Here is a 23,346-nt window from a genome sequence, read left to right on the forward strand (position 1 = left end):
CTTACGAGTTTCCTCTGGACCGGAGACGATAAGTGGTGACGCCGTCATATTCCAAGGCGGAAGTGGCAGACCCGGACACGCGTTCGGAATGGCCGATATAGAGACGCCCATCCGGATTGAAGAACGGAACGAAGCGGCTCCAGATGTTCTCTTGTGTCTTCTCTTCGAAATAGATCACGACGTTCCGACAGAAGATGGCGTCGAAGCGGCCGGTCATCGGCCAATGGCCGATGAGATTGAGCTCTCGGAAGGAGACCAGCGAGGCGAGCTCCTCCGTCACGCCCCATTCCTCGCGTCCGCCGCCGAGCGGCGTGAACCAGCGGCTGCGCAAATGCGACGGCACCGCCTCCATGACGTCGCGCCCATAGACGCCATTGGCGCCGGCCGCGACCATGTTGGGATCGATGTCGGTGGCCAGAACCTTGACGTCGAGATCCGCCGCTTCCGGTATGACGGAGAGGATCGACATGGCGATCGAATAGGGCTCCTGGCCATTGGAGCAGGCGGCCGACCAAATGCGCAGACGCGCGCCCTTGCGCACCGCGGCCGCGCGCTTGGCGAGAACATTCTCCTCGAGATGCTTGAAGTGATGCGGCTCGCGGAAGAAGCGCGTGACATTGGTGGTGAGCGCCGCCATCATCGTCTGGCGCTCGTCGACGCCATCCTCGCTGACGACGAGCGCGCAATAATCGCGAAAATTCTCGAGCCCCAGGCTGCGCAGCCGCTTGGCCAGACGCGAATAGACCAGCGTGGCCTTCGAGTCGGGCAGATAGATGCCGGCGTCCTCATGCAGGATCGAGGCGATCCGCTTGAAATCATCCTGCGTCAGCAGGAATTCTCCAGGGACGAGCGGAGCCGTGGCGACGTGACGGTTTTTCATGCGGCTGCTTGCTGTTCGGTGCGTCTCGGGGCGGCGTGGCGGCGTGGCGGCCTATTCGGCCGCCACAGGCATTTCGGCGACGATCATGTCGGCGCGCGGTCGCGCGACGATCGCATCGACGTCGAGGATCAGAGCGACGCGGCCATCGCCGAGGATCGTCGCCGCCGCAATGCCATGCACATGGCCGTAATTGGTCTCGAGGCTCTTGATGACGACCTGACGCTGGCCCTGGATCGCATCGACGAGCAGCGCGCATTTCGCGCCGCTCTCCGATTCGACGAGCAGCGCGACCTGCGATGCAGCCTCGATCGGCTCGTCGCGATACAGCAGCACGGCGCCGACATCGATCAGTGGCGTGAAGGTGTTGCGCGTGGCGATGACGCGTGCGCCGCTGCCGAGCTCGTGCACGCTTTCTTTCTTGGGCTGCAGCGTCTCGATGATCGCGGTCAGCGGGACCACCAGAGTCTGGCCACCGACGGTGACGACCATGCCGTCGAGGACGGCGAGAGTGAGCGGCAGGCTCATCGAGAAGGTGGAGCCGCGCCCCGGAACGGACGAGATCGAGATGCGGCCGCCCAGCGCCTGAATCGCGCGCTTGACCACATCCATGCCGACGCCGCGGCCCGAGATATTGGAGACCGAGGAGGCGGTCGAGAAGCCGGGCAGGAAGATGAGATTGTCGATCTCGTCATCGGTGAGATTGGCCTCCGCCGGAATGAGGCCCTTGGAGACCGCGATCTGACGCACGCGAGCGCGATTGATGCCGGCGCCGTCGTCCGCGACCTCGATGACGATGCGGCCGGAGCGATGCATCGCCGAGAGACGCAGCGCGCCTTCTTCCGGCTTGCCGGCCGCGATCCGATCTTCCGCTTTCTCGATGCCGTGATCGACGGCGTTGCGGATCATATGGGTGAGCGGATCGGTCAGGCGCTCGATCACGGTCTTGTCGACCTCGGTCGCTTCGCCTTCCATGACCAGGCGAACGGCTTTGCCGGTCATCGACGCGACCTCGCGCACCGTGCGCGACATGCGCTGGAACACCGGCTTCACCGGTTGCGCGCGAATCGCCATCACGCTGTCCTGAATGTCGCGGGTCAGCTGCTCGAGCTCGTCGAGGCCGATCACGACGGAGGAGGCGCGCGAGAGTCCGGCCTCCGAAACCCGCTGCGACAGCATCGCCTGATTGATGACGAGCTCGCCGACCAGATTGATGAGGCGATCGACGCGATCGAGATCGACGCGGATCGTCGCCTGCACGGAGCCCGAGCCGTCGCTCTTGGCCGCATCCGCCTTGGCGGCGGCGGGATGATCGTCGCTCGGCGCGGCATAGGACGTCGGCGGGGAAGCGACGGCGATGCGCTTTTCCATCGGCTCCGCGACCACGGTCGGCGCAGCGGGCGCTTCATGCGGCTCGAGCGATTCCTGCAAGGCTTCGAGCAACCGTCCGACATCGGCGGTCTCGATGGACAGCTCGCAGTCCCATTCGACGAATTCGAAAACCTCGCGCACCTGCTGCTCGGAGACGCCGGTCGTCAGATGAATCGTCCAGCACAGATAGGCGCCTTCCGGATCGAGCTCGGTCAGCTGCGGAATCTCGTGGAGGTCGCATTCGACGGTCATTTCGCCGAGGCGGCCGAGCTCGCGCAGCAGACGCAGCGTCTCATTGGCCTTGGCGTAGAGTCCGGCGCTGGGCTTGAACCGCAAGATGAAGTCCTGCGTCGCGGGAGCGTCCGGCTCGCCGAGGTCGAAGATCGAATCGAGCGAGATGCAGACGGGCTCGAAATCGAGAGCGTCGACGCTGATCGTGTCATCCTCGTCATTGCCCCGCGGCGCGCTGCCCAGCAGAGCGTTGAGCTCGTCGGCGATGATCTTCACCGCGCCCGCGTCGGCGCTGCCGCCTTCGCGCGCGGCACGGACGAGATCGGCGAGCACGTCGGAGGCGCGCAGCAGCGTCTTGGTCACGGCCGGAGTCGCGGCGAGCTTGGCCGATCTCACGAGATCGAGCGTCGTCTCGAACACATGGACGAATTCGACGAGCTCGTCGAAGCCGAATGCGCCCGCGCCGCCTTTGATCGAATGGACCGCGCGAAACACGGCGTTGACGGTCTCGAGATCGTCGTCGCCATCCTCGATTCTGAGCAGCCCGCTCTCCAGCTCGACGAGCTGCTCCTCACACTCTTGAAAGAATGTCTGCTTGATGGCGGCCATCGGGTCCACGGGCGAACTCCTCACAATGCAACGCTCTACACGGCCACGCGGCGAATTGCGTCCACGAGCTTCACGGGATTGAACGGCTTGACGATCCAGCCCGTCGCCCCGGCGCGGCGCGCACGGTCTTTCTTCTCGCCGTCGCTCTCGGTCGTCAGCACGAGAATCGGCACGCCGCGATGCTTCTCGTGCCGGCGCACGCCTTCGATGAATCCGAAACCATCCATGCGCGGCATGTTGATGTCGGTGACGATCACATCGGGCGTCGCCTTCTCGAGCACTTCGAGACCGTGGACCCCGTCCTCGGCCTGCACGACGCTGAAGCCGGCTTCCGAAAGCGCGAGCATCAGCATCTCGCGCATGGTTCGGGAATCGTCGACGGTCAAAATAGTCTTGCTCATTTCGCGCTTTCCTGTTCGGAAATTTCAGTGAAGGGAATGCCGAGCGTCTCCAGGGCCTCGAGGAGAGTGTCGGTCGGATGGACGACGTTCAGGGAGAGTCCGTCCGCCGCCCATGTCGCATGCGCCGACAACAGCACCTGAACGCATTGCGTGCCGACCCTGGCGACGTCGGAAGCGTCGATCGTCAACGGATTGCCGCGCGCAAGCAGAAGCTCCGTGGCGAGCGGAGACGCCGCGCGAATGTCGAGGATCTCGGGTAGACGGACAGTGACCATCGGCTCATCTCATTCTCGTTGCGGAAGGGGCGGCGTCATCGGTCACGCCGCGTCGAGAACCGGCTCCGGCAGCAGATTCTGAATGGTCAGCACGCTGATCATCTCGTCTCCCGCGGCGACGACGCCCTTGACGAATGTCCGCGCGATCTCGGAGGCGACCTCCGGCGTCGGCTGGATCGCGTCCGGCGTCAGCGTCAAAATATTCGACACCGCGTCGACGAGCAGGCCGACCACCTGACCGGCCGATTGCACGACGATGACCGCATGACGAGCCGTGGGCTCGCTCTGCGTCAGGCCGAGACGCGTCGCGAGATCGATGACCGGCAGCACGGCGCCGCGAAGGTTGATGACGCCGCGAACGAAGCTCGGCGAATGTGGCAGCGGCGTCGCGGGCGTCCAGCCGCGGATCTCGCGCACCGCCATTATGTCGATGCAGAATGTCTGCGCGCCGATATGAAAGGCGATGAACTCCTTCGCCTCATTCGTCATCACGCGGGAAATCGTCTCGGCCATGATCAGAACTCCTCCCAGCCCTCTTCGACTTGCGCGACCTGCTCCTTGGGAAGCGCTCCGCCGCGCGTCGTGACGCGCCGCGGCTGCGGCGACGCCTTGCTCGTCGATAGCGGCTTCGTCCGCTTGGTCGAAGCAGCGACCGCCGGCCGCTCGCCGAGATCGAAAGCGTCGACGGACATCGAGAGCCGCTCTATGTCGCTCTTCAGGCCATGGCTCGCCGCTGTCGTTTCTTCGACCATCGCGGCGTTCTGCTGCGTGAACTGATCCATTTGCGCGACGGCGGTGTTGACCTCCGCGAGGCCTGTCGCCTGCTCGCGCGCGCCGTTGGCGATCTCGACGACGACCTTGTTCGCCTCCACCACCTGAACGACGATGCGATCGAGAGATTTGCCGGTCTGCGCGACCAGCGCCACGCCGTCTTCGACTTGCGACGAGGAGGTCGAGATCAGGCTCTTGATCTCGCGCGCCGCGTCGGCGGAGCGCTGCGCGAGCGCGCGCACTTCGGAAGCGACGACGGCGAAGCCGCGGCCCGCTTCGCCCGCGCGCGCCGCCTCGACGCCGGCGTTCAAGGCGAGAAGATTGGTCTGGAAGGCGATCTCGTCGATCACGCCGATGATCTGGCCGATCTGGCGAGACGAGGTCTCGATCCGCCCCATGGCGTCGATCGCATTGCGCACGATCTCGCTGCTGCGCGTCGCGTCGGCCTGCGCCTCCGAGACGACGCCGGCGGCGCGTTGCGCCCCATCCGACGTCTTGTGAACTGTCGCGGTGATCTGCTCGAGCGCCGCAGAGGTTTGCTCGAGGCTCGCCGCTTGCTGCTCGGTGCGCTGCGCGAGCGCGTCCGCGGCGCCGGCGATCTCACTGGTCCTCGTCGTCAGCCCGTCGATATGGTCCAGAATGTCCGCGAAGGCGCCACGCAGCTTGTCGATCGCCATATTGTAGCAATGGCGCACCTTCTCGTAGTCGGCCGAGAATGGATCGGTCAGCCGGTGCTTGAGATTGCCGGCGGCGAGGCGCTCGAGTCCTTCGGTGAAGGATTTCATGAAGAATTCATGCGCCTCGACATAGCCGCGCGACTCGGTGTCCTGCGCCGCGCGTCGCTCGGCGGCGGCGCGTTGCCCGGCGCTCTCCGCCTCAATGCGGCGGCGCGCCTCGCTCTGCAATGCGGCGCGAAGATTTTCCAACGCAGCGAAGGCGGCGTCGAGCTCGCCTGTCTTGTCGCGGCCTGCGACAGGCGTCTCGATGTCGCCGCCGCCGATGCGCTCTAGCGTCGAGACCAGCGTCGCCGCCGGGTGCGAAACACGGCGCGCGATCGTGCGATAGGCGGCGACGGCTCCGAGAAGGGTGACGCTCGCGCCGGCGGCTCCCCAGAGAGGATCGAAGCCGGCTCCTCCCTGCAGCACGCGGGGTCCGAGCACGATGAGCGGTCCGATCGCGATCGCGATGACGGGCGGAAGAAGTGTCGCGTAGAGTTTCAACGCTCTGCCCTCGCTGCTGATGTAAAGACGATCGGGCTCCGCCGCAGGGGAATCCTTACGATCGCTCATACAGACGAAAAGGACGAGAGGTCTCGTCGCGTACACGTCGGCTCTTCGCAAAGAGCGACGTCACGCTGGTTCGACTGACAGTGAGGAAGGAGGCGCCCCGACAGGGACATGCCGGATCGCCGGCATATCGAGGCAGCTTCATGCTTTTGACCAACGTCCAAACGCGTGCGGTCAACCCGATATGCTTTCAGCCTAGCGATGGCCGGTTAAATCTTCATTAGCGGACATAAGGGCGCCCGCCGCGGGCGGACGCCGTGATTAGAGACTCGGACACGCCGTTGCGCCGAAAACTCAGCGCATCGATTCCGATCGCGTCACGCGACGCGATGCGCAGGAATATAAGGAGTGACGCGCGGGGACGAGCTCGGCATGTCGTTCTTGTGGCGGCTATCGAGCGACGCCACCGTGGGCTTGTGGAGGGGACCGTCGTTCATCGCGGGGGCGTTGGGGCTCTCATAGATGCTGGACAGCTCGCCGATGAAGCGCTCCATGGCCTTCAACGCCTGATACTCGGGTATCTGAGTGAGCTGTTCGATCATCTGCTCGCGGAGCTGCTTCAATTCATTGATCGGGTGCATAAGGAGGTCTCCCAGGAACGGCGGTCGTTAATAAATTAGTAAGCAAATCTGGTGCGAGCCTTGCGTCCTCTCCCGCCTACTCATTGAACCGAATAGTAGGGGCCGCTCATTCGAAGAATCAATTTCTCATTGTGCGGCCAGCGACCTTTCATTCGGCAGCCGGCGTCGACGCCGTTTTGCCAAACCACATTCGCTGCGAGCAGCGCCCCCTGTTGATCATCATAGAGAAGGATCGACCGCGGGAGCGGAACCCGCTGCGCGAGACGCAGCCTGATGCCGCCTTGCGTCCGGTTCTTGTATAAAAATTCCGTCAGGAAGCGTTCGCCGCCATCGAGGATCTTGCCCGACTGAAGATGCACCGGCCGCCTGGCCTCTCGTCGACGTTCGACGACGGACGCGGACGTCTCGACGACGACCGAATAGGTGACGACGCCCTCGCGTGGCAGCATGCGTGAAGCAAAGGCTCGCATCCACGCGCCTGCGCCGATGTCGCGCGCTTTCATTCCATGAAGCAGCGGCTTGATCGCATCTCGTCTCGTCAACTCGAACGCCCCTCTAACGACAGCTCGCGCCGCACGATCACGAAAAAGCGAACATCGCGTCGGCCATCGAAAGATAGGAGAACGAGATTATTTCAAGGTTAACGAATTCATTTCGAGCGCCCTTTGCACGCGGCCGACAGCCTCACGCAAGCTTTGCGACTTCTAATCCCGGCGTCTCACGGATATGAAGGAACGACAGATGACGGCGAGCGCGCTTTTCAACACGTCGGTTATGGGCATGTCGGCGCAGACCACGGCGCTCAGCGCGGTCGCGGAAAACATCTCGAATTCGAGCACGGTCGGCTATAAGGAAGCGACCACGCAATTTCAAACGCTCTTGACGAGTTTCCAGGGCGGCAGCGACGCCGATGGCGGCGTTTCCGCGAGCAATGTCGTAGAGGTCACCAAGTCCGGCAACATGACCAGCACGACGTCGTCGACCGACCTCGCGATTCAGGGCGATGGCTTCTTCGTCGTCAGCGACACGGGCGGCAATACCTTCCTGACGCGAGCTGGCTCCTTCCTCCCCGATTCGACCGGTCGACTCGTCAATTCGGCCGGCTATTATCTCATGGGCTACAGCTCTTCGGTCGCATCCGCGCCGACCGATCCATCCGGTCTCGAGGCGGTCACCATCCCCTATGGCAAAGAGATCGGCACAGCGTCGACCGAAGGGTCGTTGACGGCTAATCTTCCATCGACCGCGGACACGATCAACGCTGCGGATCTTCCTTCCGCGAATGCGTCGACATCGACCTATTCCAAGAAGACATCCGTCACCGCCTATGACAATCTCGGCAACCCGGTCACGCTCGACGTCTACTTCTCCAAGACGTCGTCCAACAGCTGGGAAATGTCGGTGTTCGACGCATCGACCGCGACGAATGGCGGCTTCCCCTATTCGTCCGGCGCGATCACGACGCAGTCTCTCACATTCTCGGCGACCGACGGAAGCATCACCGGCGGCGCCAGCGCGTCGATCGCCGTTCCTAACGGCTCCACGCTCTCGCTCGATCTCTCCGGATTGACGCAGCTCGGCTCCACCTTCTCGGTCTCCAATCCGACGATCAACGGCAACGCCGCTTCGCCGGTGAGCAGCGTCAGCATCGCAAAAGACGGAACGCTGAGCTATGTGCTCGGCAATGGCAAAAGCGTGTCGGCCTATAAGATTCCACTCGGCACGGTCGCGAGCCCGACCAATCTGCAGGCGCAGTCCGGCAATACATTCGCCGTCACCAAGGAGTCCGGCGCGGCCTATCTCGGCGACGCGAATTCCGGAACAATGGGCGCGATCGGCTCGGATCAGCTCGAGGGCTCGACGGTCGACCTCGCGACTCAATTGTCGAACATGATCGTGGCGCAGCGCTCCTTCTCCGCGAACAGCCAGGTGTTCCAGGTCGCGTCGGAGTTGATGCAAGTGCTGAACAATCTGAAGTAAGCGACTCAAAGATAGGCGGTTCCCATGTCACTCACCAATGCCGGGGCGATCGCCAATCAGTCGCTCGGGACGATCGCCGCTCAGATAAATGTCGTATCGCGCAACATAGCCGGAGTGAATGTCTCCGGCTATGCGACCAAGACGGCCCTGGTCTCGACTACGTCCAATGGCGGAACGCAGATCAACGGCGTGGCGCGCGCCACCAACGCCGCTCTCTTCCAAAATTCGCTTCAGGCTTCCGCGACGCAAGCCGCTGCATCGGCGCTGTCGTCTGGATTCGATCAGATTGATCAGGCCCTCGGACTCTCGTCTGGGACCGCCACCAACACCTCCACCAATCGCTCGCCCGCAGCGCTGCTCTCGGCGCTCCAGAGCGCGTTGCAGAGCTATAGCGCTTCGCCCTCGGACACGACGGTCGCGCAGACCGTTCTCTCGAGCGCCAAGGCGGTGGCGCAGGCCCTCAACACGGCCTCCACGACAGTGCAGCAGCTGCGCGCGCAGGCGGACGGCGAGATCGCCACTTCGGTCGCCAACATCAATTCGATCCTGACGCAATTCCAACAGGTGAATACGGAGGTTGTCGCCGGCACGCAGGCCGGGCGCGATGTGACCTCCGCGCTCGATCAGCGGGACGCGCTGCTCAAATCGCTGTCGTCTGAAATCGGCGTCACCACGGTCACGCGGGCCAATAACGACATGGTGATCTACGCCGACGGCGGAGCCACTCTGTTCGAGACGTCGCCGCGCTCCGTCACCTTCCAGGCGAGCGCGTCCTATACAGCGTCGACCACCGGAAACGCTGTCTACGTGGATGGCGTGCCGGTGACCGGCGCTTCTGCTTCCATGCCGCTCCAATCGGGAAAATTGCAGGGGCTCACTCAGCTGCGCGACGTCGTCGCTCCCCAATATCAAAGTCAGCTGGACGAGACCGCGCGCGGCTTGATCGCCTCTTTCGCAGAAACCGATCAATCGGGATTGGGCGGCTCTGTCCCGGGACTGTTCACCTACTCGGGCGCGACATCGGTTCCCGGCGCATCCGTCATTCCCGGACTCGCCGGCGACATCATCGTCAATCCCAATGCAGACCCGAGCCAGGGTGGCAATCTCGATCGACTGCGTGACGGCGGGATCTCGGATCCGACCAATTCGGCGTATGTCTACAACACGACCGGCGCAGCAGGCTTCACGGATCGCATAAACCAGCTCGTGGCCTCTTTCTCGACCGCGCAGAGCTTCGATTCCTCGGCAGGCCTCGGGTCGAGCCAGTCTCTAATGGATTATGCGACCTCCTCGCTCGGCTGGTTCGAGGCTCAACGTCAGCAGGCGACGGACACCGAATCCTATCAGTCGACGCTGCTGTCCCAGACGACCGACGCGCTCTCGAATTCGAGTGGAGTCAATCTCGACGAGCAGATGTCGAAAATGCTCGACCTCGAGAACTCCTATCAAGCGTCTGCGAAGCTAATCTCCGCGATCGACGCGATGTACACCGCGCTCTTCCAGGCGCTCTGACGGAAGGACGGACGGTTAAATGGTCTCGATCACTTCGACCCAATCGCTCACCAATGCGCTGCGTCGGTCCGTTCTCGACGTTCAGACGCAATTGTCGAAGGCTCAGTCCGAGGTCTCGACCGGGCGCATCGCCGATCTCGGCCTCGGACTCGGCGCCGCAATTCAGCAGGACTATTCCTACGGCTTTCGTGCCGATGATCTCACAGCGCTGACGGCGAGCAACACTATCGTCTCGACGCGCCTCACCGCGACGGATACCGCGCTGAGCTCGCTCGCCAGCACGGCCCAGAACTTCCTGCAGACTTTGGTCAGCGCGCAATCGGGCGCGGGCAGTGACCAGGGAGCCATCCAAGGCTACGCCCAGACCGGATTGAAATCGCTGATCTCGGCTCTCGACACCAGTGTCGACGGCGTGCACATCTTCGGTGGCGTGAACACGGGCGTCGCGCCGCTCGCCGACTATTTCTCCACTCCATCGTCGACGTCCAAGCAGGCGGTCGATCAGGCGTTCTTCGGCGCCTTCGGAACGACGCAGGGCGGCGCCGGGGCGGCTTCCATCACCGACCAGCAGATGCAGACGTTCCTGTCCGGCTCATTCGCCGACCTTTTCTCGTCGTCGGGATGGAGCAGCGACTGGTCGAACGCTACCGATGAGACGGCGACGAACAGGATCTCTTTGTCGCAGACCTCGGAAACTTCGGTATCGGCGAATGAATCGGCGCTACGGCAGCTTGCGCAGGCCTATACGATGGTCGCCGATCTCGGCGTCGGTTCGTTGAGCGATCCCGCGTATCAACAGATTCTCAAGACTGCGTCGACGACTATGTCTGATGCGATATCGGGGCTGACGACCCTGCGAGCGAAAGTCGGCGTGATGCAGAAGGGCGTTTCTGACGCGAATGATGCGCTCTCTGCGCAACGCGACATGATCACGACGCAGATCGGCTCTCTCGAAAACGTCGATCCTTTCGAGGCCTCGACGCGGCTGAACAATCTCACCACTCAGCTCGAGACCTCGTATACGCTGACCGGAAAGATTCAACAGCTGACGCTGTCGAAATATATCTGAGCGCACGACTGACTCGAAGAGAACCGCATGTATCGTAATGTCTATGCGCAGACGGTAGAAGAATCCCCTGCTGCGGTCCGCGGGTGCGAGCGCGCCTTGCTCGAGCGTGGGATCCGGCTTCTCGCGGTCGCGAAAGTCAAAGGGGTGAGAAGCAGTGAGTCGTTCGAGGCGACGGCGAACGTGCGACGAATCTGGACAGTGTTCATCGAAGATCTCGGGAGCGACGGGAATGCGCTTCCCGAAGCGCTTCGCGCCTCACTCATTTCGATCGGCCTTTGGGTTCTGCGTGAGCTGGAGGCAATCGACTGTGGCAGGTCTGACAATTTCGACGGCGTTATCGAAATCAACCAAATGATAGCCGATGGACTGAGCTGAGGGCGGCATGAATATTTCGTTACGGCGGGGCGAAAAGCTCTATCTCAATGGCGCGGTGATCCGCGCCGATCGGAAAGTGTGCATCGAGCTTCTCAACGACGTGACCTTTCTGCTCGAAAATCATGTGATGCAGGCAAAAGACGCGACATCGCCGCTGCGGCAGCTCTATTTCGTCGTGCAGCTGATGTTGATGTCGCCGAATGACACGACGGCGGCGTTGGATATGTGCCGCAGCATGCTCGCATCGCTCAATACCGCTTTTCCCGATCCTCGGATCCTCAATGGATTGGCGGTGGCCGCGAAACATGTCGACGACAAGCGGATGTTCGATGCGTTGAAGACCATTCGCACGCTGTTTCCTTTCGAATTGGAAATAATGGCCCCGAGCGCGGCGCAGGGCAGCGACAAGGCAGCCTGAGGAGGCGATACTATGACTGTGAATTCGACGACCTCCGTCACCAATGCGACCGCGACGACGAGCACGAGCGGGACGCCCTCGACCAGCAACTCGACGCAGACGCTCGGCTATGACCAGTTTCTCACGCTTCTGGTCACAGAGATGAAGTATCAGGATCCGACCAAGCCGATGGATCCGACGCAGACGGTGTCGCAGCTCGCGTCGTTTTCGTCGGTGGAGCAGGCGGTCAAGACGAACACGACGCTGACCTCGATTCTCAATTCGAACTTGCTCACGCAAGCGAGCTCTTTCATCGGCAAGACCGTGTCGTCATCCGACGGCTCGACCTCCGGAGTCGTCGCCTCGGTCTCGACATCGAGCTCCGGCGTGACGGCGACGCTTACCGACGGTTCGACCATTTCGATCGGTTCGGGCGTCAAGGTGAGCGGATGAACGAGGCGGACGCGCTCGAGATCATGCAGCGCGCGATCTTCACCGTGCTCATCGTCTCGAGTCCAGTGGTCGGCGCGGCCATGGCGGTCGGCATCGTGATCGCGTTGCTGCAGGCGCTGACGCAGGTCCAGGAAATGACCTTGACCTTCGTGCCGAAGATCGTCGTGATCTTCGTTGCTCTCGGGCTCTCCGCGCCTTTCCTCGGCGCGCAGATCCAGGCGTTCACCGACTATGCGTATTCGCGTATAGAAAAGGGATTCTGAGGGCGGCTGCGCCCGCGACGTCGCGGGGCGTTCGATGCCGCTGGGAGCGAGATGATGACCGACGTCGCATTGGCTGGAGGCGCGCCCGAGGGACGCGCGAAGGACGTCGGATTCGCTCTGGCGATTATCTTCATCCTCTGCATCTTCTTTCTGCCGATCCCTCCCTTTCTCATCGATATCGGCCTCGCCTTCTCGATCGCGCTCGCTGTGCTGATATTGATGGTGTCGCTCTGGATTCAGAAGCCGCTCGAATTCTCCGCCTTTCCGACGATCCTCCTCGTCGCGACGATCCTGCGCCTTTCGCTCAACATAGCGACGACGCGCCTCATTCTGGGGCATGGCGCGGAGGGCACTGCGGCGGCGGGCTATATCATCGCCGGCTTTTCCAAATTGGTGATGAGCGGAGACTTCGTCATTGGTCTGACCGTCTTCTCGATCATCGTCATCGTGAATTTTCTCGTCATCACCAAGGGCGCCACGCGTATCGCGGAAGTCGGCGCGCGCTTCACCCTCGACTCGATCCCCGGCAAGCAGATGGCGATCGACGCCGATCTTTCCGCCGGGTTGATCGACGAGAAGCAGGCGCAATCGCGGCGTCGGGAGCTCGAGGAGGAGAGCTCCTTCTTCGGCTCCATGGACGGCGCGTCGAAATTCGTTCGCGGCGACGCCATCGCGGGCCTCATCATCCTCGCCGTCAATATTTTCGGTGGGATCGTCATCGGCGTCACGCGGCATGGCATGCCGTTGTCGAGCGCCGCAGATGTGTTCACCAAGCTCTCGGTGGGCGAGGGCCTCGTTTCGCAGATTCCCGCGCTCATCGTTTCGCTTGCGGCAGGTCTTCTCGTTTCGAAGGGCGGCACGCGCGGCTCGACCGAGCAGAATATCGTGCGTCAGCTCGGCAATTATCCGAAGGCGCTGTATGTCGCCTCATCGTTGCTTTTCGTGTTGGCGATCATGCCGGGTCTGCCGCTCACCCCCTTCATGATGCTCGGCGGCGCCATGGCGTTCGTCGCCTATTCCATGCCGAAGCAGGCGGCAAAGCTCCGCGCCACCGAAGACGCGAAAAAAGCCGAGGATGATCGGCGCGTGCAGGCGGAAGCCAAGGATTCGATCCGCGAATATTTGAAGACGCCGGGAGTCGAGCTCTGCCTCGGCAAGCAGTTGTCGGCGCGTCTGTTGATGTCGCAGGACGAGCTCGCGCATCGTGTCGGCAAGATGCGCCGCAATTTCGCCAGGCAATATGGCTTCGTGATACCGGAGATCAAGCTCACAGACGATCTCGCGCTGAAGCAGAAGAGCTATCAGATCAAGATTCATGGCACCGTTGTCACGACACAGGAGCTGCAGCTCGGCCAGCATCTCATCATCGTCGGCCAGGGGCGTCACCCCGATCTTCCGGGGGACGAGACGGTCGATCCGGCCTTCGGTCTGAAGTCGTTCTGGATACCGGACGCGCTGGTCGCGGAGGCTCGCCGTGAAGGATTCGAGCCCGTTGATCCGATTTCGGTGCTGCTGACCCATCTTTCGGAAGTGCTGCGCAACAATCTCTCGCAGCTGCTGTCCTATCGAGACGCGCGCATGCTTCTCGACCGCCTCGAGCCAGAGTATCGCAAGCTCATCGAGGAGATGGTGCCCAATCTCATCTCCAATTCCGGCCTCCATTCCGTGCTCAAATTGCTGCTCGCCGAGCGCGTGTCGATCCGCAATCTCGATCTCATTCTCGAGGCGGTCAGCGAGGTGGTTCCGTATGCGCGCCGCGCCGAGCCGATCGTCGAGCATGTTCGGACCAGGCTGGCGCCACAAATTTGCGGCGAGGTCTCGGTGAATGGCGCATTGAGCGTTTTGCGGCTCGGCGCGCGCTGGGATCTGTTCTTCCACGAGAGTCTGCGGCGCGACGCCAAAGGCGAGATCGTCGAATTCAACGCCGATCCGTCGCTCATCGAGCAGTTCGGCCAGGAGGCTGGCGCGGCGATTCGCGAGCGCATCGAGCGCGGCGACATCTTCGCCGTCGTGACGACTCCAGAGGCGCGGCCTTATGTGAAGATGATCATAGGGCGTCTTTTTTCCGCGCTGCCGATTCTTTCGCACCTCGAGATCGCCCGAGGCGTCGAGATCAAGTCGCTCGGAACCATTTCGTGACGATGGGGCTCACGGGCGTCATCACGACGCTGTTCGTGCTATTTTGCAGGATCGGCGCTTGCATCATGACAATCCCGGGCTTTTCGAGCCAGAGGGTGCCGGTGCGCGCGCGCCTCTACATTGCGATCGGCGTGACGATCGCATTGGCGCCGTCGCTCGCCGATGTCGTCGGGCCTGTCGTGGCGGAGGCTACGCCGAGCGGCGTGCTGTTCGTGCTGCTCGGCGAGCTTCTCGTCGGCGTGATGATCGGCTCGATGGCGCGTCTGTTCTTCTTTGCGCTCGAGACCATGACGACCGCTGCGGCGATGACGACAGGGCTCGGCAATATTCTGGGCTCATCGGTCGAGGAGGCGGAGCAGCTTCCGGCGATGAGCTCGTTCATCATGCTCGGCGCCACGACGCTCGTCTTCGTTCTCGACCAACATTGGGAGATGATTCGCGGGCTGTTCGCCTCCTATTCCGCGATACCGGTGCGGGACGGGATGCCGGCCGATGGATTGCTGCGGGAATATATGAACGTGCTGTCGCAAGCGTTCCTGCTGGCTCTGCGCATCAGTAGCCCGTTTCTCCTGTTTGGATTCATCGTCAATCTCGCCTTCGGCTTTCTCAATCGCATGTCGCCGACAGTGCCCGTCTATTTCGTGTCCACGCCGCTGTTGATCGGGCTCGGCGTCTATTGGTTCTATGTCATGGCGAATGACTTCTTCACGGCTTTCACCTCGGCGTTCGGCGCCTGGCTCTTGTCGGGATAACGGCGATGAACTGGAAAAATCAACGGCGGATTCTCGCGGTGCATGAGCAATTGCATCGCATCGAGCTCGGGCGCTTGTCGCGGCTCGAACGCAAGGCGCGAGATTTGAAGGACGAGGAGGCGCGCATCGTCGAATGTCTCGATGGCAATCGAAACATGATCGCGCTCTTTCCCGAGCTCGTTCTGCAACGATTGAAGTCCAATATCCGGCAGCAGCAGGAGCTGCGCAAGGAGGTCGATCGGCAGGCGAATGTCACGATGGAGCAGGCCAAGCGCGTGAAGCAGGCCGAGCGACTCGTCGCCGACGCCGAGATCGAGCGAGAGCGCGTTTCGGAGCTGGAGGCGCTTGCCGAGATCATCGAGCATTGCGCGACGTCGCGCGACTACAGCGCGCCGTAAGTCTCTTCGCGTAGAAGAGGCTTTGTCGAAGGACTAGAGACGCATGTCGATCTTTCCCGCTACCGATCTCGTCACAGAAGTCGCCAAGGCCGCGGATCCGACTCGTCGCGATGCGGCGGTCGCACGGCTGAGCGAAATTTCGAAGGCGACGCCGAATTCGATCGACGGCTTCGCGACTCTCATGACCGACAATCACACGGCGCCGCCTTCTCCAAAGCCGTTTGTCGCATCGCCGATCGCGACGAATGGCTCCGGCCCGACGGGGTTGTCGAGCATTCGTCCCGGCGAAGCGACGCAGAAGTTCGAAGCCTTCATCATTCAATCCTCCCTCGAGACGATTCTTCCGAAATCGGAAGGAGGATTCTTCGGTCGTGGCACAGCGGGCGACGTATGGCGGTCGATGATCGCCGAACAGATCGGCGACCAGATCGCGAAGGCCGGCGGACTGGGTCTGCGCAAGCTTCTCGATCACGATCTATCGACGCGCGCGGCGCCCCCGAAAACCTCGTGATCGCGTCTGTGTCTGCTCGATTACGATTCGCCTCGGTTTGAATGGATTTGGGACATGGCTGCGTATCGAAACAGAGATGAGAGATTGGATGGAGCGCCATTCCGGAGCGATCATGCTCACGAGGCCCGACGCGCGGCCTTTATCGGTTGCGTCGATCGACTGACGCGTCTCATCGAACGTGAGAGTGAGGCGCTACGGTCGCGCGCCACTGTCGATTTCGAGGACTTCAATGCGCGCAAGACCCATGCGTTGTTGGAGTTCTCCCGCGCGTCTCGCGCCTATGCCACGCCGCGTTCGGCGACGATCGAATCGAAAATAGAAAGTCTTCGCGTCACGCTCCTCGAGAATGGGAAGCTGTTGGAGCGCCGCCTTCGCGCGATGCGGGAGATTGCCGGCATCATGATCTGCACGATCGAAATGGCGGAGTCCGACGGGACCTATTCCACCCGGTCGTCGAGGGATCGCTGAGTTTGGAGCCGAGTCGATGATGCGAATGGTTTTGATCGCAATTTGGGCCTGTGTTGTGACGCTCGCTTCGACCTTCGGCGCGTCCTATTGGAAAACGCATCGTAGCGCGCCGGCCGACGCCGCTCAGCATGCGGAAAAGCTCGAGGTCAAGAAGGTCAAGCCGATCACCGTGCCGATCATCTCGGAAGGAACATTGAAGGGCTATATTTCGGCGGAATTCGCCTATGTCGTCGAAGCGTCGAACAAGGCGCACGGCGGCGGCGGCGCCGCGGTCGATGCGGACAGCTATGTGATGGACGAGGCGTTTCGGCGACTTTATGCCGACAATAATCTCGATTTTCGGCGGATCGAGAAATATGATCTCAATTCGCTGACCAAGGAGCTCACAAAGAGCATCAATCAACGGCTCGGCGCGGATCTCGTGCGCGAGACATTGGTGAAGAGCTTCGCCTTCGTCCCGAAAGACGATATTCCGCATTAAAAAAGGCCGACCGGCGAGATGCCGGTCGGGACCTTCAGTGGATTTTGGATAGTTTCGACCGACGCTCTGCTTCAGCCGACCATCATATAGCCGAGGAAGCGTTGCGAATCGATCGGGTCATAGCCGAGGCGGGCGCGCAGCTTCTTACGCAGCTTGCTCACATGGCTTTCGACGACATTCTCTTCGACGACATCGTCGAACAGGCCGTAGACCGCGTTGAATATTTGCGACTTGGTCAGGCGACGACCGCGATTCATCACGAAATATTCGAGAATTCTGCGCTCGCGGCGTGGCAGGTTGAACGCTTCGCCGCGCACCAGAGGATCGCGGCCGTCGAAGAACACCTGCATCGGCCCGACGACGGCGTAATCACGGCGAGTCTCCGCACGGCGCCGAATAGCGTAGACGCGCGCGAGAATCTCCTTCACGTGAATCGGCTTTCTCACCACATCGTCGACGCCGGCTGTGAACAGCCCCAGCGTCTGCTCGAGCGATGGCGCCTCGTTCATCGCGATGACGGGCGCCTGCGAGCGCTTGCGAATGAGCTTCGGCAGCTCTTCGCGCTCTGGGCATTCGCCGATCAAAAAGGCCTCCACGGCGAGCAAATCCGTCTCGATGGCGGAGTCGACCCAATCGATGAACTGCCCAGAACAAAATCCCGCCGAGGAGATCCCCTCCTGGCCGAAGTGGCGCGCATACCCACTCGTCACCAGTTCACGCTCGTCGACGATTATGAACATTGCCGTCCCCTTGACATCCGTCTCGCCCTGGCAATCTGCGCGAATCACTATAGTGACTACTTAGCCGCATCGATTCCGCGGCGTCAATGAAATAGTAACCAAATAAAGTAACGCTTCCTTCATGATTGTGTCCGCGCCGGCGTCGTCGAATTCGGCGCCGTGCAAGCCACACGCAAGGCGGATCGGGCAGCCTGCGCTGCGTCACAGATATCGACGTCGAGCCAGATTCCGAGCCAGAGCCCGAGCCAGAGCCAATGTCAAATTTGCGAAAGGCGCTCCCGCTCGTCGCCGCGGCGGCGTTCGCTTCCTGCGCCTTCGCCGTCGGGGCGGAGCAGAAGAAGGCGGAGCCGATCTCCCGGGACGAGCCTGCGCGTGTGCGGGAAGCGCGCGCTGCGCCGCCGGCGCCCGATGCGCGTCAATATTGCGCCGATATCGCTGCGGCGGCCAGCGCGGCGCGCAACGCGCGGCAGGAGAAGGAGCTGCTCGACGTGGAGCAGCGTATCGCCAAGCGCACCGCCGAGCTCGAAGCCAAGCGCTCGGAGCTGCAGGACGTTCTCGATCGCTACGACACGCTTTTGAAGCAGACGGACGAAAGACTCGTCTCGATCTATGGACGCATGCGGCCGGAGGCGGCGGCCGCGCAATTCGCGAACATGGAGGAGGATATGGCGGCGGCGATGTTGATGCGGCTCCAGCCCAAGCAGTCCAGCGCGATCCTCAACGAGATGGACGCCTCCCGCGCCGTGATGCTGACCAAGAAGGTGGCCGCCTTGTCGAGCCTCGTCGGCGGCGGGAAGAAGCAATGAGCAGGCTGGGTGTGGCGATCGCTTCCGTGCTCGCGCTGTCTGGATGCGCCGCGGACCCGCGCGACATCGGGCGCGAGCCGCATATGAGCCCGGTGGGCAGCGGATTGTCGGCCTATGACGATCAGCTGCCGACAGGCTCGACGCGTCCGCCGGCGCTCGGACCGCAAATGCGGCTCGACGAGAACAGAGTCAATCTCTATCGCGACGTGCGCGCGATGACCATCGGCGACGTCGTCACCGTCAATATATCGATGGACGACAAGGCGGTTCTCGGCAATTCGACGGATCGCTCGCGCGACTCGAAGATCAAGACGACCTGGTCGTTCCTGTTCGACTTCCTGGCGGGGGCGTCCTCTGCGCCGCCCGAGCGGAAATGGACGGGCTCGGTCAATAATGATCTGCAGTCGAGCACATCGACACAAGGGCAGGGGTCGATCAATCGGTCGGAGCAGATCCGCTTGTCGGTCGCCGCGGTCGTCACCGCCGTTCTGCCGAACGGCAATCTGATGTTGCGGGGATCGCAAGAGATCCGCGTGAATTACGAGCTGCGGGTGCTGACGATCGCCGGCATCGCGCGGCCGCGCGACATCGGCAAGGACAATATGATCTCCTACGACAAGATCGCCGAGGCGCGTGTCTCCTATGGCGGACGCGGCAGATTGACGGAGGTGCAGCAGCCCGCATGGGGCCAGCAGGCCTACGACATTTTCGCGCCGTTCTGAGACAGAGAGGGAAACGATCGTGGCCGCGTCGCCTGGCTCCACCGCCGCCGAACCGCATTCGTCGTCCTCCGGGCAGCTGGTGCTCGCGCTCGTGGTCGCGACGGCGCTCGGCGCCGGCGGCGGCGGCTTCCTCGGCTTCACGCTGACGGGCGACACGGCCGCGACCGCCAAACCGTCCGCCGGCGAGCCGCAGCAGCACGAGAGCGCGCCGCCGAAAAAGAGCGCGGAGTCGGCGGACAAAGGACACGGCGGACACGGCGCCGCCGCGCCTGCCGAGGGCGCCGCGAAGGACGGGGCGGCGAAAATGAAGCTCAAGGAACTCGCGCCGATCGTCACCAATCTCGCCGTCCCGGAGACGGGCTGGGTGCGTCTCCAGGCGTCGATCGTCTATGATTCCCAGGCGGTGCCGCAGCCCGACATATTGGTCTCGCAGGTCACCGCGGACATTGTCGCCTTTCTGCGGACGATGACGCTGACCACTCTCGAGGGCTCGGACGGCCTGCGGCGTCTGCACGAGGATCTGACCGATCGGGCGGCCATCCGCTCCGAGGGACATATTCAGGAGGTCATCATTCAAGCGCTGGTCGTTCAATGAAGCGGTGGGCCGCGATCTTCATTCTTCTCCTGGCGCCGACGGCCGCTGTCGCGCAGGGGTTCGATCTCAATGCGCTGCTGCCGTCCGGGGGAGGCGCGGCGAGCGGCAAGATCGTGCAGCTTCTCGTCCTGTTGACGGTTCTCTCCATCGCGCCGGGCCTGCTCATAATGGTGACGAGCTTCACCCGCTTCGCCATCGCCCTGTCGTTTCTGCGCAGCGGATTGGGGCTGCAGAGCACGCCGGCCAATCTCGTGCTGATCAGCCTCGCCTTGTTCATGACCTTCTATGTGATGGCGCCGACCTTCGACGCGGCCTGGAAGGACGGCCTGAAGCCGTTGATGGACAATCAGATCACCGAGGTCGAGGCGTTCGACAAGATTTCGCAGCCGTTCCGGCGCTTCATGATCGCCAATGTGCGCGACAAGGACATCAAGCTGTTCGAGAACCTCGTGAAGGACAAGGCGACGACCGGGGACTATGACAAGCTCGGCCTCCAAGTGCTCGCCCCGGCCTTCATGATCTCGGAGCTGCGCCGCGGATTCGAGATCGGCTTTCTCATCGTCCTGCCCTTCCTCGTCATCGACATGATCGTCGCGGTGATCACCATGTCGATGGGCATGATGATGCTGCCGCCCACGGCCATCTCGCTGCCTATCAAAGTGCTGTTTTTCATTCTCATCGACGGCTGGAATCTGCTCGTCGGCAGTCTCATTCGATCGTATTCCTGACGACGCCTCGGGGAAGCGCCCGAAGCCGCGCATAGCGGCTCCAAATCCCTCTTAGGCCTTCATTAATCGCATTTTATGCGACTTGTGGCGCTCCTTTATCCTGCATGTAATATCCGATTGTCCGGCGCGGCCATGGGAGACCGCAGGCGCGCCTTCGACAGAGTTCTTCGGATAGGGCAGGGCGCCCAAGGCATGATGCCGCTTCCGTCGAGCCGGTGAGTTTCCGGGATGTCGCGTTCACCTCATCCAAGGATCGACGAGTCATGTCCAGCATTTTGACCAACGCCTCCGCCATCACCGCTCTGCAGTCGCTGCGCTCGGTTCAGTCGTCTCTCGCTTCCACCCAGAAGGAGATTTCGACGGGCCTGAAGGTTTCGTCAGCCACCGACAACGCCTCCACGTGGTCGATCGCTCAGACGATGAAATCCGATCAGGGCGTTCTCTCGACGATCAGCGACTCGCTGTCGGTCAGCTCCTCGGTGCTGAACGTCGCCACGGCGGCGGTGACCAACGCCATTTCGGTCGTCAACAACATCAAATCCGCCGTCGCGCAGGCCGCGCAGCCCGGCGCGGATCTGGCCAAGATCGGCACGAGCCTCGCGGGCCTCAGCGATCAGCTCAAGAGCATCGTCACTTCGGCGAATTTCAACGGCTTGAATCTGCTCGACGGCTCGCGCAGCACCTTCAATTCCATCGCCTCTTACGGCGACGGCGGCGGCTCCGCGGCCTCGTCGTTGAACACGATCAATCTCAACGCGACCGCTCTGATCGGCGGCGGCGGAGCCTCTCCGGCGGTCGCCGCCGGCGCGGGCATATTGGAGGCGGCTCAGGCCACCGGCGCCACTGCGGCGACGAATTTCACGAGCCTTTCGTCCTCCGACGTCGCTTCGAGCTCGACGATCACCGACACTCTGTCGAATGCGGACAAGGTGATCGCGGATCTGACGCAATATGCGTCGAAGATCGGCGCCACGCAGAGCAGCGTCAACGGACAGTCGGCCTTCATCAAGACGTTGAACGAAGGTCTGACGGCGGGCGTCAGCTCGCTGGTCGACGCCGACATGAACGAAGCTTCGACCCGCCTGCAGGCGCTGCAGACGCAGCAGCAGCTCGGCGTTCAATCGCTGTCGATCGCCAATCAGAACAGCCAGATCATCATGCGCCTGTTCCAGTAATCAGCCACTCTCCAAATCTCGAAAAGAAGCCGCGCCCTTCGGGGCGCGGCTTTTTTTTTGTCGCGCGCGCGACGCGGCCGCTTTGCTCGTTTAGACCTTTATTAAGGTTATCTAGTTAGGTTAATCACTGTGCAGGCTGTGCTGTAACCGTCGAGACCGAAACGGTTTCGACGGGTCGTCGAGTGGACTGGCTCCCGCGATGTCCTGGCGCTCCGCCGATCACTGCTTCGGATAGGGCTTTTCGGGCCCAAAGGCATGATGCCGTTTCCGTCGAGCCGGTGAAATTCCGGGATGCCCTTCGTCACTAGTTTCACCCCAAAAGGGATCGATGAGTCATGTCCAGCATTCTCACTAACCCCTCGGCTATCACGGCCCTTCAATCGCTTCGGGCGACGCAGATGGCGCTCGCGAACACGCAGAAGGAAGTTTCGACGGGCCTCAAGATTTCGAGCGCCACCGACAACGCCTCCACCTGGTCGATCGCCGAGACGATGAAGTCGGATCAGGGCGTGCTGTCGACGATCGGCGACTCGATGACGGTGAGCTCGTCCCTGCTCAACATCGCTCAGACCGCCGTCACCAATACGATCTCCGTGCTCAACAATATCAAGTCGGCCGTCGCGCAGGCGGCGCAGCCGGGCGCCGACACGGCCAAGATCGGCACGAGCCTCACCGGCCTCAGCAATCAGCTGAAGAGCATCGTCGCCTCGGCGAGCTTCAACGGCCTCAACATTCTGGACGGATCGCAGTCCAACTTCGCCTTCATCGCCTCCTACACCGACGGCGGCGGCTCTACGGCGTCCTCTTTGAACACGATCAATCTCTCCGCGACCGCGCTGATCGGCGGCGGCGGCGTATCGCCTGCCGTGGCGGCCGGTTCCGGCATTCTCGAAGCCTCTCAGGGTGTGGGCGCGACGGCTGCGACCGATTTCACCAATTTGTCCGCGACGGATGTCGGCTCGAGCTCGATCATCACGGATTCGCTGACCAATGCCGACAAGGCGATTTCCGATCTCACCAAATACGCCGCGCAGATCGGCGCGACCCAGACGACGATCACCGGCCAGGCGGCCTTCGTCAAGACGTTGAACGAAGCGCTCACCAATGGCGTGAGCTCGCTCGTCGACGCCGATATGAACGAGGCCTCGACGCGCCTGCAAGCCCTGCAGACGCAGCAGCAGCTCGGCGTCCAGTCGCTGTCGATCGCCAATCAGAATAGCCAGATCATCCTCAAGCTCTTCCAGTGAGCATTCGAACGAAACGAGCAAGGGTCTCGCCGCGCGCGGCGAGGCCCTTCGTCGTATGAGCCGAGACGGTCGGCAAAGTTCGCGCAAGCCACCGGCTGCACATTGCGGGCATCGCATCGCGTCAACCCGATGA

At 62.2% G+C, this 23,346-nt stretch carries 28 protein-coding genes; 19 read left to right on the forward strand and 9 right to left on the reverse strand.

All coding sequences use genetic code 11. The features are described from left to right. Position 1: 1 nt before the first annotated feature. The 8 genes from VIF40_RS13395 to VIF40_RS13430 form a co-directional block, all read right to left on the reverse strand. The gene (locus VIF40_RS13395) at positions 2-880 is read right to left on the reverse strand and encodes a protein-glutamate O-methyltransferase (protein ID WP_331938012.1); all 879 of its coding nucleotides are present in this window, start codon (positions 878-880) and stop codon (positions 2-4) included. Positions 881-931: 51 nt separating this feature from the next. Then, on the reverse strand, positions 932-3,088 hold the full coding sequence (locus VIF40_RS13400; protein ID WP_331938137.1) for a chemotaxis protein CheA: 2,157 nt from the start codon (positions 3,086-3,088) through the stop codon (positions 932-934). 35 nt (positions 3,089-3,123) lie between these two features. Then, a complete protein-coding gene (locus tag VIF40_RS13405) occupies positions 3,124-3,489 on the reverse strand; it encodes a response regulator (protein WP_108916853.1) in 366 nt (121 codons plus the stop codon). Next, positions 3,486-3,764: an STAS domain-containing protein gene (locus VIF40_RS13410; RefSeq protein WP_331938013.1), complete on the reverse strand. Its 279-nt coding sequence runs from the start codon at positions 3,762-3,764 to the stop codon at positions 3,486-3,488. Before VIF40_RS13410 ends, VIF40_RS13405 begins: the two co-directional genes overlap by 4 nt. 42 nt (positions 3,765-3,806) lie before the next feature. Beyond that, a complete protein-coding gene (locus tag VIF40_RS13415; RefSeq protein WP_331938014.1) occupies positions 3,807-4,277 on the reverse strand; it encodes a chemotaxis protein CheW in 471 nt (156 codons plus the stop codon). 2 nt (positions 4,278-4,279) lie between these two features. Further along, on the reverse strand, positions 4,280-5,755 hold the full coding sequence (locus VIF40_RS13420) for a methyl-accepting chemotaxis protein (RefSeq protein WP_331938015.1): 1,476 nt from the start codon (positions 5,753-5,755) through the stop codon (positions 4,280-4,282). A gap of 383 nt (positions 5,756-6,138) precedes the next feature. Continuing rightward, on the reverse strand, positions 6,139-6,402 hold the full coding sequence (locus tag VIF40_RS13425) for a hypothetical protein (RefSeq protein ID WP_331938016.1): 264 nt from the start codon (positions 6,400-6,402) through the stop codon (positions 6,139-6,141). Between the two features lie 80 nt (positions 6,403-6,482). Then, positions 6,483-6,905 (reverse strand): hypothetical protein, encoded by a 423-nt coding sequence (locus VIF40_RS13430; protein WP_331938017.1) that lies wholly within the window; start codon positions 6,903-6,905, stop codon positions 6,483-6,485. Between the two features lie 238 nt (positions 6,906-7,143). On the opposite strand from VIF40_RS13430, the gene VIF40_RS13435 reads away from it, so the two are divergent. The 13 genes from VIF40_RS13435 (at position 7,144) to VIF40_RS13495 (ending at position 17,200) form a co-directional block, all read left to right on the forward strand. Next, complete coding sequence (locus tag VIF40_RS13435) at positions 7,144-8,382, forward strand: flagellar hook protein FlgE (RefSeq protein WP_331938018.1); 1,239 nt, start codon at positions 7,144-7,146, stop codon at positions 8,380-8,382. Positions 8,383-8,406: 24 nt separating this feature from the next. Continuing rightward, positions 8,407-9,894, forward strand: coding sequence for a flagellar hook-associated protein FlgK (flgK, locus tag VIF40_RS13440; RefSeq protein ID WP_331938019.1), 1,488 nt, complete (start codon positions 8,407-8,409; stop codon positions 9,892-9,894). A gap of 19 nt (positions 9,895-9,913) precedes the next feature. After that, a complete protein-coding gene (locus tag VIF40_RS13445) occupies positions 9,914-10,963 on the forward strand; it encodes a flagellar hook-associated family protein (RefSeq protein WP_331938020.1) in 1,050 nt (349 codons plus the stop codon). Between the two features lie 27 nt (positions 10,964-10,990). Then, positions 10,991-11,338 carry a flagellar biosynthesis regulator FlaF gene (gene flaF / locus VIF40_RS13450; protein WP_331938021.1) on the forward strand — a complete coding sequence of 116 codons (348 nt, stop codon included), beginning with the start codon at positions 10,991-10,993 and terminating at the stop codon, positions 11,336-11,338. Positions 11,339-11,345: 7 nt separating this feature from the next. After that, on the forward strand, positions 11,346-11,756 hold the full coding sequence (flbT, locus tag VIF40_RS13455; RefSeq protein ID WP_331938022.1) for a flagellar biosynthesis repressor FlbT: 411 nt from the start codon (positions 11,346-11,348) through the stop codon (positions 11,754-11,756). A gap of 12 nt (positions 11,757-11,768) precedes the next feature. Beyond that, a complete protein-coding gene (flgD, locus tag VIF40_RS13460) occupies positions 11,769-12,188 on the forward strand; it encodes a flagellar hook assembly protein FlgD (protein ID WP_331938023.1) in 420 nt (139 codons plus the stop codon). Then, positions 12,185-12,451 carry a flagellar biosynthesis protein FliQ gene (gene fliQ, locus VIF40_RS13465; RefSeq protein ID WP_331938024.1) on the forward strand — a complete coding sequence of 89 codons (267 nt, stop codon included), beginning with the start codon at positions 12,185-12,187 and terminating at the stop codon, positions 12,449-12,451. Before flgD ends, fliQ begins: the two co-directional genes overlap by 4 nt. 54 nt (positions 12,452-12,505) lie before the next feature. Then, positions 12,506-14,590, forward strand: coding sequence for a flagellar biosynthesis protein FlhA (gene flhA, locus VIF40_RS13470; RefSeq protein WP_331938138.1), 2,085 nt, complete (start codon positions 12,506-12,508; stop codon positions 14,588-14,590). 2 nt (positions 14,591-14,592) lie between these two features. Further along, positions 14,593-15,342 (forward strand): flagellar biosynthetic protein FliR, encoded by a 750-nt coding sequence (fliR, locus tag VIF40_RS13475; protein WP_331938139.1) that lies wholly within the window; start codon positions 14,593-14,595, stop codon positions 15,340-15,342. Between the two features lie 5 nt (positions 15,343-15,347). Further along, on the forward strand, positions 15,348-15,740 hold the full coding sequence (locus tag VIF40_RS13480; protein WP_331938025.1) for a hypothetical protein: 393 nt from the start codon (positions 15,348-15,350) through the stop codon (positions 15,738-15,740). A 43-nt stretch (positions 15,741-15,783) separates the two neighbouring features. After that, positions 15,784-16,251 (forward strand): rod-binding protein, encoded by a 468-nt coding sequence (locus VIF40_RS13485; protein WP_331938026.1) that lies wholly within the window; start codon positions 15,784-15,786, stop codon positions 16,249-16,251. A gap of 84 nt (positions 16,252-16,335) precedes the next feature. After that, the gene (locus VIF40_RS13490; RefSeq protein ID WP_331938027.1) at positions 16,336-16,719 is read left to right on the forward strand and encodes a hypothetical protein; all 384 of its coding nucleotides are present in this window, start codon (positions 16,336-16,338) and stop codon (positions 16,717-16,719) included. Positions 16,720-16,735: 16 nt separating this feature from the next. Then, entirely contained in the window at positions 16,736-17,200 is a 465-nt protein-coding gene (locus tag VIF40_RS13495; RefSeq protein WP_331938028.1) for a flagellar basal body-associated protein FliL, read from the forward strand. A gap of 71 nt (positions 17,201-17,271) precedes the next feature. On the opposite strand, the gene VIF40_RS13500 is transcribed toward VIF40_RS13495, so the two are convergent. After that, positions 17,272-17,940: a response regulator transcription factor gene (locus VIF40_RS13500; RefSeq protein WP_331938029.1), complete on the reverse strand. Its 669-nt coding sequence runs from the start codon at positions 17,938-17,940 to the stop codon at positions 17,272-17,274. Positions 17,941-18,194: 254 nt separating this feature from the next. Between VIF40_RS13500 and VIF40_RS13505 the strand changes: the two genes are divergently transcribed. The 6 genes from VIF40_RS13505 to VIF40_RS13530 all read left to right on the forward strand — a co-directional run bounded on the left by VIF40_RS13505 (position 18,195) and on the right by VIF40_RS13530 (position 23,213). Then, on the forward strand, positions 18,195-18,746 hold the full coding sequence (locus VIF40_RS13505) for a MotE family protein (protein WP_331938030.1): 552 nt from the start codon (positions 18,195-18,197) through the stop codon (positions 18,744-18,746). Next, complete coding sequence (gene flgH, locus VIF40_RS13510; RefSeq protein ID WP_331938031.1) at positions 18,743-19,468, forward strand: flagellar basal body L-ring protein FlgH; 726 nt, start codon at positions 18,743-18,745, stop codon at positions 19,466-19,468. The genes VIF40_RS13505 and flgH overlap by 4 nt, the downstream gene beginning before the upstream one ends. Before the next feature lie 19 nt (positions 19,469-19,487). Then, positions 19,488-20,063: a flagellar basal body-associated FliL family protein gene (locus VIF40_RS13515; protein WP_331938032.1), complete on the forward strand. Its 576-nt coding sequence runs from the start codon at positions 19,488-19,490 to the stop codon at positions 20,061-20,063. Beyond that, positions 20,060-20,791 carry a flagellar type III secretion system pore protein FliP gene (fliP, locus tag VIF40_RS13520; RefSeq protein ID WP_331938033.1) on the forward strand — a complete coding sequence of 244 codons (732 nt, stop codon included), beginning with the start codon at positions 20,060-20,062 and terminating at the stop codon, positions 20,789-20,791. The genes VIF40_RS13515 and fliP overlap by 4 nt, the downstream gene beginning before the upstream one ends. A 263-nt stretch (positions 20,792-21,054) precedes the next feature. Beyond that, complete coding sequence (locus VIF40_RS13525) at positions 21,055-21,966, forward strand: flagellin (protein WP_331938034.1); 912 nt, start codon at positions 21,055-21,057, stop codon at positions 21,964-21,966. Positions 21,967-22,301: 335 nt separating this feature from the next. Further along, positions 22,302-23,213, forward strand: coding sequence for a flagellin (locus VIF40_RS13530; RefSeq protein WP_331938035.1), 912 nt, complete (start codon positions 22,302-22,304; stop codon positions 23,211-23,213). The last annotated feature ends 133 nt before the right edge of the window (positions 23,214-23,346 follow it).

The sequence above is a fragment of the Methylosinus sp. genome, from assembly GCF_036560965.1.
Taxonomy (GTDB): domain Bacteria; phylum Pseudomonadota; class Alphaproteobacteria; order Rhizobiales; family Beijerinckiaceae; genus Methylosinus.